The organism is Streptomyces sp. NPDC057438 (assembly GCF_042802995.1).
Classification (GTDB): Bacteria; Actinomycetota; Actinomycetes; order Streptomycetales; family Streptomycetaceae; genus Streptomyces.
Genome location: NZ_JBHVDD010000007.1, coordinates 38,229 through 51,170, shown reverse-complemented (window position 1 = coordinate 51,170; position 12,942 = coordinate 38,229). Strand labels below are relative to the sequence as shown.

Sequence of the window (12,942 nt, the reverse complement as noted above, 5' to 3'; positions counted from 1 at the left end):
GGAGGGAAAACGGACATGAAGCACAACAAGGTCGGCTCCGTGATGACCACGGACGTCGTCCGCGCCGGGTACGGCACCCCGTTCAAGGAGGTCGCGCGGCTGCTCGCGACCCATCGGATCAGCGGATTGCCGGTGGTCGACGAGGACGACAAGGTCATCGGCGTCATCTCCGAAACGGACCTGGTGGCACGCCAGGCGGCCACTCCCGAACCGTACGAACCGCGCCGTCGCTTCGCGCTCCTCCACGGGCTTACGCGCCGTGCCCGACGGCAGGCGGCGAAGGCGCATGCCCGCACCGCCGGCCGGCTCATGACCGAGCCGCCCGTCACCGCGCACGCCGACGACACCATCGTCGAGGCCGCCCGCACCATGGCCCAGCACCAGGTGGAACGTCTGCCGGTGCTCGACGAGACGGACCGGCTGGTCGGCATCGTCACCCGCCGCGACCTGCTCCAGGTATTCCTGCGGCCCGATGGGGAACTCCGCAATGAGGTGATCGAGGACGTACTGGTGCGCACCCTGTGGCTGCCACCCCGCAGCATCGACGTGTCCGTGGTGGAAGGCGTCGTCACCCTCACCGGCCACATGGAACGCAAGAGCGAGACGGAGATCGCCCTGTCGATGACCCGGCGGATCAGCGGCGTCGTCGGCGTGGTCGACAGGCTTACCTACCGACCGGACGACGCGCACCTGCGCACCCAGGAGCAGGCGCTGCACGGCGTGGCCGACGACTGGCTGCGCCGAGTATGAGAGGAGGTGTACCGCCATGACCGGCACCGTGTTGGTCACCTACGGAACCACGAACGGATCGACGGAGCAGATCGCCGAAGCCATCGCCGACGTCCTGCGCAAGTACGGACTGACGGTCGAGGCCCTTCCGGCCCAGTCCGTGACGAGTGTGGCGTCGTATGACGCAGTGGTCGTCGGTGGCGGACTGTACGCCGGACGCTGGCAGAAGCACGCCCGCCGGTTCCTCCGTCGGCACCGCCACGACCTGGCCGAACGCCCACTGTGGCTGTTCAGCAGCGGCCCGCTCGACGCCTCGGCCTCGGAGCGGGACATCCCGCCCGCACCCGGCGTGAAGAAGGCCATGGTCGAGCTCGACGCCGAGGAGCACGTCACCTTCGGAGGCCGTCTGGAGGAGGGTGCGAAGGGATGGGTCGCTCGGATGATCCTCCGCAACGGAAAGGGCGGAGACTTCCGCGACTTCACCGCGATCGAGACGTGGGCGGCACATGTCGCCGACGAGCTGACGCACACATGAGGGCGGGCCGGAATGCTCCGCTCCGTCCAGACCCCGGTGTCCGGCACCGGGGTCGCCGCGCGGCCGCGCCTACGACGCCACCACGGCTACGGGGCACGTGGCCTCTCGCAACAGGGACCGAATCATGTACCCCCACTCGGCGCCGGGCTTCCGGCCCACCACGACCAGTGCGGCGCCCGCGGAGCAGCGGAGCAGGGCCTGCGCCGGTGTGAACAGGAAGCGACCAGGCGTGCACGCCGAGCGTGACCCCCTCGGAGCGGCGAGGGGCGGAGAGATCGTCCGAGTCGAACACGAGCGGCCGGGCCGCAGCTTCGACGTTCGCGGGAAGGGGCGAGCCGGCCGTTTGAGAGTCGGCGACGCCCTCCCGGCGCAGGGCGCACACGACCGTCTTGGCCTCGCTCACTTCCTGCTGTGAGCCGTGGACCACGCGAAGCGGCAGACCGCGCAGCCGTGGCTCTCGCGGCGCAGTCTGCCGCTTTCCGGCTGGGCGCCGACGGGTCGTTGGAGGCAAGAAGCACTTGTTCCATGGCGGTCCGCCTTTCCACCGCTACGGGACGCCACCAGCCTGGCGTGTGCCTGGGGGCGTACGCAGAGGCCGAACGGCCTTGAACCGTAACCCCGGCGACAAGAGAGACAGCCGAACTCGACGGAGATTCCCGGAGGCTGCCGCAGCGTGTTGTGCACCGTGCAGTAGTCGACCCCGCACGCTGTCCAGTCGGCCCTCAGCTCCTGAGGCAGCAACGCGGAGCGGCCGTGGTCGCCGCAGGGACGGTGCGCGCTCGACGGGGACGTACGCAACGCCGCCAGGTCATCGCCGCACGACCTCGACGGCCGGCTTGCCCTCGGAGGGGACGATGCCGACCGATGTCGCACCGTTCAATCGGGACGATTCACGACGGTGAGGCGTCCTCGCTGTGACTCGACGGGTCAGGGGTCGTCTTTGAGGAACGGCCGTGCTCGGAGACGTCGAACTCCACGTCCACGACCCCCTCAACGGCCCGGATCAGACGCGCCGCCACGGGGACCAGGGACGTGTCCCGGATGCGGCCGCTGAGCGTAACGGCCCCGTCCCGCACCGTGACGAGTGCGGCTGACGTCGACGCGGGGAAGAGGTACGACACCACCTCCCGGCGGACCTCCTGCGCGATCTCCTCGTCATCGCGCAGGAACACCTTCAGCAGGTCGGCGCGGCTGACGATGCCCTGCAGCATGCCTACGTCGTCGACGACGGGCAGCCGTTTGACCTTCGCCTGCGCCATGGTCCGCGCGGCCTGGGCGAGCGTCGCGTTCGCGTGGACGGTGAGGGCCGGAGAGGTCATCAGCTCACCGGAGGTCACCGCGCCGGCCTTCGCGAGGTCGGACAGGCGCCGCAGCTGGGTGTACCGGTCGGGGTCACTGTCGCGGAACTCCTCCTTGGGCAGCAGGTCCGCCTCGGAAACGACCCCGACGACGCGGCCCTCACCCTCCAGGACGGGCAGGGCGCTGACCTTCCAGTCGTGCATCATCCGCACGATCTCCTTGAAGGAGGCGCCACGGCCGATGGCGGCGACGGTGTGCGTCATCACGTCGCTGACGATGTGCGGAGTGCCGTGCATGACGCCTCCTTCGGCGCTGTCACTTCGACTCGGCGCGGTCACAGGAGGCTGCCGCTGCCGTAGGGGGCGTACAGGTCCAGCAGCCGGGTGCGGGCCGAGCGCAGGCGGTGAGCGACGACACCGCCCACCCACTGGGCGACGCTCGCGCCGAGTGCGGGGTCGTCCTTGCACATCGACCGGATCGTGGTGGCGTCGAACTCGTAGGCGCGCACCGGGCTGGTCGCCTCGGCGCCCAGGTGCCAGCTGTGTGGGGCGAACAGCCAGGACCAGCCGATGAGTTCGTTGTGCCCGAGGGCCTCGATGACAGCCGCGCGGCGGCCGGGCACGTGCATGTCGAGGGCGACGGTGCCGGTACGGATGATCCAGAACCGATCCGCCTTGCCGCCTTCCTCGAAGAGACGGGTGCCCTGCGGGAACGACACCTCCCGGGCAAAGCGCATCAGCCGATGGCGGTGCTCGGCCGGCAGTGCCTGCAGCATGCTGGCCGTCGCGGGAGCGTTCATGACGTGCCTCCAGTCAGGGCGTACGAACCTGCCACGTCCAGCGTGCTCCCGTGCTCCAGTGCCGGGCGATGGGCCACCCGGCCCCATGGCCGGGCCACCCGGCACCACGTCCGGGTCCTTCGGCGCCCTGTGCCGAAGCGGTCCTCGATGTTCGATGAAGACGAGAGACCACTCGGCAGAAGGGGGTGTGGATTGTGGGTACGTCTCTGACACCGGAGTTCTGGAGGCTGTTCGCCGTCCTCCTGGTGATCTCCACCGCGGTCACTTTTGTGCTCAGCGCCGCGCTCGACGCGCTGGCGCTGCGGGCACAGCGGCGCCGCATCCGTCGCCGGTCGGCCGTCGTGCGGGCGACCGAGGCACCCCGCTGATCTGATCGGATCCCGGTCCATCGCTGAGCCGGGGACGCCTTCGGCCGCCCTACCAGGTCAACGGCAAGACGCCCGGCTGGACACCGTCAAGGCCGTACTTGTGGCCCCCATGGAGGAACTCAAGCCATGCGCATCGTCATCGCTCTCGGCGGCAACGCCCTGCTGCGCCGGGGGGATCGCCCCGACGCGGCCGTGCAGCAGACGAACATCGACCGGGTGACTACCGCTGTTGCCGCTCTCGCTCTCGAACACGAGGTCGTCATCACCCATGGCAACGAGCCGCAGATCGGCCTGCTCGCCATGGAGAGCGCGGCCGACCCGGTCCTGACCGCCCCCTATCCGCTGGACCTCCTGGGCGCCCAGACCGAGGGCCTGATCGGTTCGCTGCTGGTCCGGGCCCTGCACGACGCGCTGCCCGGTCACAAGATCGCCGCACTCGTCACCCACACCCTGGTACGGGCGGACGACCCGGCCTTCGAGCGGCCCACGAAGCGCGTCGGCCCCGTGTACCCCCGGGACATCGCCCGCACCCTCGCGCGAAGGCGCGGCTGGCACATCGCCAAGGACGCCAGCGGGTGGCGCCAAGTCGTCGCCTCACCCGCGCCCGAGGGAATCGTCGAGACCGAGACCATCCACGACCTGCTCGCCTGCGGAGCGCTGGTCATCTGCGCCGGCGGCGGAGGCGTGCCCGTCACCGCCGACAGCGACACCGGCGCCCTGCACGGAGTGGACGCGGTCGTCGACAAGGACCTCACCGCCGCCCTGCTCGCCGAGGAACTCAAGGCCGACTTCCTGCTCATCCTCACCGACGTCCCGTGCGTCTACACCGGCTACGGCACCCACGACCCTCAGCCCGTCCTCGACGCCACCCCCGACGACCTGCGCCGCGCAGGCTTCCCCGCCGACTCCATGGGCCCCAAGACGGAGGCCGCCGCCCGGTTCGTCGAACGCACCGGGGGCCTTGCCGCCATCGGCGCCCTGGATGCGGCGTACGAGATCGTCCACGGGAGGTCGGGGACCCTGGTGCGCCTCGATCTGGCCGTCGGCTGAGATGGGGCCGGAACGCGTTGGACCGACGGTCCCCTGGCTTGGGGAGGGGCACCGTGCCGTGGCCCTGTCCTTGGGGCCAACCCGCTCCAAGACATCCTGTACAGCGCATCGGGCCGGCGGACGACGCGCCTGCGCATGGCGCTCGACGACGTGCCGGCGAGTCGCTAGCCGTCCGCCGGGTCATCAACCCGCGGCGGCAGCTTGCGGCGTATGGGCCAGGGCCGTACCCAGGCTGGGGTGCAGCTCGAAGACGCCTGCCAGGCCGACGGCGCGAAGGATGCGCCGGAAGTGCGCGCTGTCGGTGACCAACCGGAGCCGGCCGTGCCGGGCCCCGGCTCGGTTCCGTGCCCGGCACAGGATCCCGAGGCCGGTGCAGTCGATGAAGGCCGTGGCACGCAGGTCCAGGACCAGATCGGGGTGCTGGTCGGCGGTGAGGGCATCCAGCCGGGCCGCGAGGGACGGCGCAGTGAATATGTCGATCTCGCCGCGCAGCTCCACGACGGTGGTTTCACCGACGGTGCGTTCCGTGTGGTGAGGCGCGGACCTGGGGCCGTTTTCGGACATGGTCCGAGGAAACAGGGCAAGGCGAGGTGCGGGAAGGGCCGATCGGCCCTACCGCCCGGTTTTGCCGGATCTGCTGGGCCTGTCCGGCGGGGCGCAGCGGCCGACCGGGCCGCGGGCATCCGCAAGCGCCGGACGGGCCGGACTTGCGGCCCCGTCGATCGCGATGTGACACGGGTCGTTCTCCGGCGTGGGCGGGACCGATGGCCCCTTATCCCCGGGCCGCATCCAGCTCAGGCTGGATGCAACGCAGTACCGCTGTACCAGGCGAAAGACGGGCTGGCTGATGTACCCCAATGACGGTTTCCGCGAACTCGGGCGGCAGGAGTGCCTGCGGCTGCTGGCCAAGGTGCCCATCGGCCGCATCGTCTTCACGCGCCGCGCCCTGCCCGCCGTGCTGCCGGTCAACTTCAGCCTGGACGGCGACGGCGCGGTCCTGCTGCGCACCTCCGCAGCCTCGGAACTGGTCCGCGCGATCGACGGCGCGGTGGTCGCCTTTGAGGCGGACGAGGTCGACGCGGCCCGGCACTCCGGCTGGAGCGTCGTCGTCACCGGGTCGGCCACGGTGGTGACCGACCCGGCCGAACACGAACGCCTGGCCCGCACCGGCCCGGTCTCCTGGGTGCCCGCGCCGCAGGAGGTCTTCGTCCGTATCGAGTCCGAACTGGTCACCGGTCGTGAGCTCGTCGGTGGACGCACCCTGTACGGGGTGGACCTCACTGCCTGAAGGTCTTTCCTCCGTCTTCCCGCTTCTTTTCGTCCGGGCCGGGTCCGGGGCCGGACGGCCCGACGGGACGGGGCCGTACGGCGTGCCGACGGGTTCCGTCGGGCTCTGCCCGCAACGCCCGCGGACGACGAGCATCTCCGTGGAGCCGCGGCGGGACCGACGCCCGGCCGACCGGCGTCGATCTTGTCACCGCCCTCGGCACCCCCGGGGGCTGCCCACCCCGCGCACGGACAGAAGGGAACAGGAAAATGACTGACCGCCATGTGGTCGTTGGAGTGGACGGTTCACTGGTCGCTGTACGGGCCTTGGACCGGGCCGCGGAGGAGGCGGCGCGCCGCGGCGTCGCGTTGCGCATCGTGTACGCCGTGGCCGACCGCGACGAGGCCGGGCCGGTTCTGGGTTCGGCCGCCTCGCGGGTCCACGAGCGTCATCCCGGTCTGCCGGTGGAGACCAGGGCCGTGGAGGGCGGCGCCGTGCGGGTGCTGGCAGGGGAGAGCGAGGGCGCGGTCCTCACCGTCGTGGGCACCCGGGGGTTCGGCGGTGTCTCCGGTCTGCTGGCCGGCTCGGTGAGCTGGCGCCTGGCCGCGCACGCGCACGGTCCGCTGCTGGTCGCCCGTGGGGATCACCCTCGCGACGAGGGGCGCGAGGTGCTGCTCGGCCTGGAGAGCGACGCCGATGAGGCCGCAGCCGCCTATGCCTTCCAGGAGGCATCCCGGCGTGGGGCCCGGCTGTGCGTCGTGCACTCCGCAACGCACCGGCACACCACGCCCGAACTGCCCTCGCTGGTAGCCGCGACGAGCCCCGGCCAGCAGCGCCAGGCCCGGAACGACCGGGCGGAAGAAGCCGTGCCGCGCTTCAGCGTCGCCCGACTGCGGGAGGAGTACCCCGAGGTCGAGGTCGACAGCCGCACGGTCCGCACCGGCCCGGCCCACGCCCTGCTGGCGGGTACCCGCGAGGCCGGCGTGGTGGTCATCGGCACGCGCCGGCGCGTGGGCCGGCTCGGTCCACCGCTCGGCCCGGTCGCGCATGTCCTGTTGCACCACTCCCACTGCCCCGTGGTGCTGGTGCCGACGACCTGAAGACGAGCACACCGGTGGAGCGGATGGCCCGGTCGGCCCTGTCGGGTGCTCGGCGGGTGGGGGAGGGTGAGGAGGTACGGACCCGCATGCACCTCCGACCGAACCCCGACCCGGAAGGGACCTCATGATGTCCGTCGACACGCGGCAGGCGTCCGCTCCGCTCACCGACGACGAGCTGAGGACGCTGGACGCCCACTGGCGCGCCGCGAACTACCTGTCCGTCGGCCAGATCTACCTCATGGCGAACCCCCTGCTGACCGAGCCGCTGCGCGCCGAGCACGTCAAGCCGCGGCTGCTCGGCCACTGGGGTACCTCGCCCGGGCTGAACCTGGTGCACACCCACCTCAACCGCGTCATCAAGGCCCGTGGCCAGGACGCCCTCTGCATCTGGGGCCCTGGGCACGGCGGCCCCGCGGTGCTCGCCAACTCCTGGCTGGAGGGCAGCTACAGCGAGACGTATCCCGACGTGTCGCGCGATGCGGCCGGCATGGAGAGGCTGTTCAGGCAGTTCTCCTTTCCCGGCGGCGTGCCGAGCCACGTCGCACCCGAGACGCCCGGCTCGATCCACGAAGGCGGTGAACTCGGCTACTCCCTCTCCCACGCATACGGGGCCGCCCTCGACAACCCGGACCTGCTGGTCGCCTGCGTGATCGGTGACGGCGAGGCGGAGACCGGACCACTGGCCGCGTCCTGGCACTCCAACAAGTTCCTCGACCCCGTGCACGACGGGGCGGTGCTGCCGATCCTCCACCTGAACGGCTACAAGATCGCCAACCCGACGGTGCTGGCCCGGCTCCCCGAGTCGGAACTCGACGCCCTGCTGCGGGGATACGGCCACGTCCCGATCCACGTCACCGGCGACGACCCGATGACGGTCCACCGGGCGATGGCCGCCGCGATGGACGACGCGCTGGACCGGATCGCCGCGTTCCAGCGCGCCGCGCGCGAGGACGGCGTCACCGAGCGCCCCCGCTGGCCGGTGATCGTGATGCGCACCCCGAAGGGCTGGACCGGCCCGGCCGAGGTCGACGGCCTCCCTGTGGAGGGCACCTGGCGCGCCCACCAGGTCCCGCTGTCCGCCGTACGGGACAACCCGGAGCACCTGGGGCAGCTGGAGACATGGCTGCGGTCATACAAGCCCGAAGAATTGTTCGACGAGCACGGCGGCCCCCGCGAGCAGGTGCTGGCCTGCGTCCCCGAGGGATCCCGGCGCCTGGGCGCCACCCCGCACGCCAACGGCGGGCTCCTGCTGCGCGAACTCCCCTTGCCCTCGCTGGAGCGGTACGCCGTCCCCGTGGACAAGCCCGGCGCGACCCTGCACGAGCCCACCCGCGTTCTCGGCGACGTGCTGGAACACGTCATGCACGCCACCCGCGGGAGCCGTGACTTCCGGATCGTGGGCCCGGACGAGACCGCCTCCAACCGCCTCCAGGCAGTCTTCGACGCGAGCGGCAAGGCGTGGCAGGCACAGACGCTTCCGGTGGACGAGCACCTGGACCGGCATGGCCGGGTGATGGAGATCCTCTCCGAACACACCTGCCAGGGCTGGCTGGAGGGCTACCTGCTGACCGGCCGGCACGGACTGTTCTCCTGCTACGAAGCCTTCGTGCACATCGTCGACTCGATGGTCAACCAGCACATCAAGTGGCTGCGCGTCACCCGCCGCCTGCCCTGGCGCGCCCCCATCGCCTCCCTCAACTACCTGCTGACCTCCCACGTCTGGCGCCAGGACCACAACGGCTTCTCCCACCAGGACCCCGGTTTTGTCGACCACGTCCTCAACAAGAGTCCTGAGGTCGTACGGGTCTACCTGCCACCGGACGCCAACACCCTCCTGTCGGTGGCGGATCACGCGCTGCGCAGCCGCGACCACGTCAACGTGATCGTGGCAGGCAAGCAGCCCTGCTTCGACTGGCTGACCATGGAGCAGGCGAAGGCCCACTGTGCCCGGGGCGCCGGGATCTGGGAGTGGGCAGGCACGGAGAACGGCGAGCGGGAGCCGGACGTGGTGCTCGCGGCGGCCGGTGACGTCCCCACCCAGGAGGTGCTGGCCGCCGCCCAACTGCTGCGCACCCATCTCCCGGAGCTGACGGTGCGGGTCGTGAACGTGGTCGACATCGCCCGGCTGCTGCCCGCCGAGGAACACCCGCACGGGATGAGTGACTTCGAGTACGACGGCCTGTGCACCACCGACAAGCCGGTCATCTTCGCCTACCACGGCTACCCCTGGCTGATCCACCGCCTCGCCTACCGCCGCACCGGCCACAAGAACCTGCATGTGCGCGGCTACAAGGAGATCGGCACCACGACGACACCGTTCGACATGGTCGTCCGCAACGACCTCGACCGCTACCGGCTGGTCATGGACGTCATCGACCGGGTCCCCGGCCTGGCGGTGCGCGCCGCGGCCGTACGACAGCGGATGGAGGACACCCGGCTGCGTCACCACGAGTGGATCCGCGTCCACGGCACCGACCTGCCGGAGGTCGCCGACTGGTCCTGGGACGGCTGACCGATGCCAATGGGGCCCGGACAGGGGGTCGTTCGGCCCACGGTCCGGGGCCCTGCAGCCCCTACGGCGGGCGTCGACGACGCGGGACATTGAAGGCGCAACGAGAGTCGCCCAACATCCTGCGCGTCGTACCCCTCGAAAGGGATGAGCATCATGGCAGTGCACGACCACCCCCACCGGCATCTGGGATTCCGCTTCCCGTCCCGGCACAGGGCGGGAACGGCTCCCGCCTCCGCCGACGCGACGACCGCCGCCGCGACGGCGACCCGGGCGTACGCGTTCGCAGGGCTCCGTCTCCTGACCGGGTTCGTCTTCCTGTGGGCGTTCCTGGACAAGACCTTCGGCTTCGGTTACGCGACCGGCTCCGGCAAGGGCTGGATCGACGGCGGCTCGCCCACCAAGGGCTTCCTCGGCGGTGTCGCCGTCGGCCCGATGGAGTCCACCTTCCACGACTGGGCCGGGGCCGCCTGGGCGGACTGGCTGTTCATGCTGGGCCTGCTCGGCATCGGCCTCGCCCTGATCGCGGGCATCGGTCTGCGCCTCGCCGCGGTCGCCGGCACCGTGATGATGGCGTTCATGTGGATCGCGGAGTGGCCGCCGGCCAAGCACCTCTCCGACGGCTCGGCGAGCATGTCGACCAACCCGGTCGCCGACTACCACCTCATCTACGCCATGGTCCTGATCGCCCTGGCGGTCGCGGGCGCCGGCGCCACCTGGGGACTGGGCAAGGCGTGGGCGCGGCTGCCGTTCGTCAGCCGCAACCGCTGGCTGCTCTGATGGCCGCACGCGGGTCGGACCGGGGCACCTCCGCTCGTCGGCGGGGGTGCCCCGGTCGTTCGTGCGCCGGCGGCCAGGCGATGCCGAGCCCGGCCTGACCGGCCCCAACGGCCCGGCAGACGAGGGACCGTTGGCGCGCCCGGGGTACGCCGACAGGCCCTCCTCGCAGCCATCGCGAGCGACGAGCATCGAAAGCGCAGAAGTTCACGCGCAGAGCGAGGGAGAGACCGGCGATGACGGCAACAGTGACAGCTGGAGCCCGGACGGCGACCGAGGCATGGCGAGGCTTCGCCGGCTTGCGCTGGCGGGACCACATCGACGTACGCGACTTCATCCAGGCCAACTACACCCCCTACGAGGGTGACTCGTCGTTCCTGGTCGGTCCGACCGAGCGCACCCTCACGGTCTGGCGCAAGGTCAGCGCGTACTTCCCCGAGGAGCGGCGCAAGGGGATCCTCGACGTCGACCCGGGCACCCCGTCCACCATCACCTCGCACCGGCCGGGTTTCATCGACCGTGACCGCGAGCTGATCGTCGGCCTGCAGACCGATGCTCCGCTGAGGCGGGCGATCATGCCCAACGGCGGGCTGCGGATGGTCGAGAACGGTCTGAAGGCGTACGGCTACAAGGCCGACCCCTTCGTCACCCGCGTCTTCGGCACCTACCGCAAGACCCACAACGACGGCGTCTTCGACGCCTACACCCCCGAGATGCGCGCCGCCCGCAAGGCCGGGATCATCACCGGCCTGCCGGACGCCTACGGCCGCGGCAGGATCATCGGCGACTACCGGCGGGTCGCGCTGTACGGCACCGACCGGCTCATCGTGTCCAAGCGGGCTGAGCGCGCGCTGCTGGACGCGCGCCTCTCCAGCCCGGACGTCATCCGCGATCGCGAGGAACTGGCCGAGCAGATACGGGCGTTGGGTGAACTGACGGAGATGGCGGCCTCGTACGGCTGCGACGTCTCCCGCCCCGCCGCCACTGCCCACGAGGCGGTGCAGTGGCTCTACCTCGGCTTCCTGGCGGCGGTGAAGGAGCAGAACGGCGCCGCGATGTCGCTGGGCCGCACGTCCACGTTCCTGGACGTCTACGTGCAGCGGGATCTCGACGAGGGGACCCTCGACGAGTCGCGGGCCCAGGAACTGGTCGACGATTTCGTGATCAAGCTGCGGATCGTGCGGTTCCTGCGCACCCCGGAGTACGACGCGCTGTTCTCCGGCGACCCGACCTGGGTGACGGAGTCCATCGGCGGTATCGGCGGCGACGGGCGCACGCTGGTCACCCGCACGTCTTTCCGCTTCCTGCAGACCCTCTACAACCTCGGCCCGGCCCCGGAGCCCAACCTGACCGTGCTGTGGTCGCCCGGGCTGCCGTCCGGGTTCAAGGAGTTCTGCGCTCAGGTGTCCATCGACACCAGCGCCGTGCAGTACGAGTCCGACGACCTGATGCGCCCGCGAACCGGCGACGACACCGCGATCGCCTGCTGCGTCTCCGCGATGGCGGTGGGCCGGCAGATGCAGTTCTTCGGCGCGCGGGTCAACCTGGCCAAGGCACTGCTGTACGCGATCAACGGCGGCCGGGACGAGATGACCGGCGAACAGATCGCGCCCGAGGCGCCCGCCCTGACCGGCGAGTACCTGGAGTACGGGGAGCTGTCGGCCGCGTACGACCGCATGCTGGACTGGTTGGCGCAGACGTACGTCAACACGCTCAACGTCATCCACTACATGCACGACAAGTACGCCTACGAGCGCATCGAGATGGCGTTGCACAACCACCCGGTGTACCGCTACATGGCCTGCGGGATCGCCGGGCTGTCGGTGGCCGCCGACAGCCTCTCTGCCGTCAAGTACGCCCGGGTGAAGGTGATCCGGGACGACACCGGCCTGGCCGTCGACTACGAGATCGAGAGCGAGTTCCCGGCGTACGGCAACAACGATGACCGTGTCGACTCCATCGCGGTCGGCCTCGTGAAGTCCTTCATGTCCAAGGTCCGCCGCCACCCGACCTACCGGAACGCCGAGCACACGCAGTCCGTGCTGACCATCACCTCGAATGTGGTGTACGGCAAGCACACGGGCAATACCCCTGACGGCCGCCGTGCCGGAGAGCCCTTCGCGCCCGGCGCCAACCCGATGAACGGGCGGGACCGGCACGGGGTGGCCGCCTCCGCGCTGTCGGTGGCCAAGCTGCCGTACGAGCAGGCCCGGGACGGCATTTCGCTGACGACCACGATCACCCCCGAGGGACTGGGGCACGACCCGGCCGAGCGCGCCGGCCATCTGGTCGGAATCCTGGACGGGTACATGGCCTCCGGTGGCTTCCACATGAACGTGAACGTTCTGGACCGGGCGACGCTGGAGGACGCGATGGAGCACCCGGAGAAGTACCCGGAGTTGACGGTCCGGGTCTCCGGGTACGCCGTCAACTTCGTCCGCCTGACGCGCGAGCAGCAGCTCGACGTGATCAGTCGCACCTTCCACGGATCGTTGTGAGCACCACGGTC

The 12,942-nt window shown here is 70.6% G+C and carries 12 protein-coding genes; 9 read left to right on the top strand and 3 right to left on the bottom strand.

Annotated features, from left to right (window positions below; all coding sequences use genetic code 11):
• Positions 1–15 precede the first annotated feature (15 nt).
• Both ACFU5F_RS06675 and ACFU5F_RS06670 read left to right on the top strand, forming a co-directional pair.
• Positions 16–750 carry a CBS domain-containing protein gene (locus tag ACFU5F_RS06675; protein WP_383882895.1) on the top strand — a complete coding sequence of 245 codons (735 nt, stop codon included), beginning with the start codon at positions 16–18 and terminating at the stop codon, positions 748–750.
• 16 nt (positions 751–766) lie between these two features.
• Entirely contained in the window at positions 767–1,264 is a 498-nt protein-coding gene (locus ACFU5F_RS06670; protein WP_383882892.1) for a flavodoxin domain-containing protein, read from the top strand.
• Positions 1,265–2,154: 890 nt separating this feature from the next.
• On the opposite strand, the gene ACFU5F_RS06665 is transcribed toward ACFU5F_RS06670, so the two are convergent.
• Both ACFU5F_RS06665 and ACFU5F_RS06660 read right to left on the bottom strand, forming a co-directional pair.
• Entirely contained in the window at positions 2,155–2,859 is a 705-nt protein-coding gene (locus tag ACFU5F_RS06665; RefSeq protein ID WP_383882889.1) for a CBS domain-containing protein, read from the bottom strand.
• A 38-nt stretch (positions 2,860–2,897) separates the two neighbouring features.
• The gene (locus ACFU5F_RS06660; protein ID WP_383882886.1) at positions 2,898–3,362 is read right to left on the bottom strand and encodes a Crp/Fnr family transcriptional regulator; all 465 of its coding nucleotides are present in this window, start codon (positions 3,360–3,362) and stop codon (positions 2,898–2,900) included.
• A 194-nt stretch (positions 3,363–3,556) separates the two neighbouring features.
• Between ACFU5F_RS06660 and ACFU5F_RS06655 the strand changes: the two genes are divergently transcribed.
• Positions 3,557–3,730, top strand: a complete 174-nt coding sequence (locus ACFU5F_RS06655) for a hypothetical protein (RefSeq protein WP_383882883.1) — start codon at positions 3,557–3,559, stop codon at positions 3,728–3,730.
• A 126-nt stretch (positions 3,731–3,856) separates the two neighbouring features.
• The gene (locus tag ACFU5F_RS06650; RefSeq protein WP_383882880.1) at positions 3,857–4,780 is read left to right on the top strand and encodes a carbamate kinase; all 924 of its coding nucleotides are present in this window, start codon (positions 3,857–3,859) and stop codon (positions 4,778–4,780) included.
• Positions 4,781–4,963: 183 nt separating this feature from the next.
• On the opposite strand, the gene ACFU5F_RS06645 is transcribed toward ACFU5F_RS06650, so the two are convergent.
• A complete protein-coding gene (locus ACFU5F_RS06645; RefSeq protein WP_383882877.1) occupies positions 4,964–5,344 on the bottom strand; it encodes an STAS domain-containing protein in 381 nt (126 codons plus the stop codon).
• 283 nt (positions 5,345–5,627) lie between these two features.
• On the opposite strand from ACFU5F_RS06645, the gene ACFU5F_RS06640 reads away from it, so the two are divergent.
• From ACFU5F_RS06640 to pflB, 5 genes are all read left to right on the top strand, one after another.
• Entirely contained in the window at positions 5,628–6,068 is a 441-nt protein-coding gene (locus tag ACFU5F_RS06640; protein WP_383882874.1) for a pyridoxamine 5'-phosphate oxidase family protein, read from the top strand.
• 248 nt (positions 6,069–6,316) lie between these two features.
• On the top strand, positions 6,317–7,147 hold the full coding sequence (locus ACFU5F_RS06635) for a universal stress protein (protein WP_383882871.1): 831 nt from the start codon (positions 6,317–6,319) through the stop codon (positions 7,145–7,147).
• Positions 7,148–7,274: 127 nt separating this feature from the next.
• Complete coding sequence (locus ACFU5F_RS06630; protein WP_383883130.1) at positions 7,275–9,659, top strand: phosphoketolase; 2,385 nt, start codon at positions 7,275–7,277, stop codon at positions 9,657–9,659.
• 153 nt (positions 9,660–9,812) lie between these two features.
• Entirely contained in the window at positions 9,813–10,436 is a 624-nt protein-coding gene (locus ACFU5F_RS06625) for a hypothetical protein (protein WP_383882868.1), read from the top strand.
• A 233-nt stretch (positions 10,437–10,669) separates the two neighbouring features.
• Positions 10,670–12,931 (top strand): formate C-acetyltransferase, encoded by a 2,262-nt coding sequence (pflB, locus tag ACFU5F_RS06620; protein WP_383882865.1) that lies wholly within the window; start codon positions 10,670–10,672, stop codon positions 12,929–12,931.
• Positions 12,932–12,942: the final 11 nt, after the last annotated feature.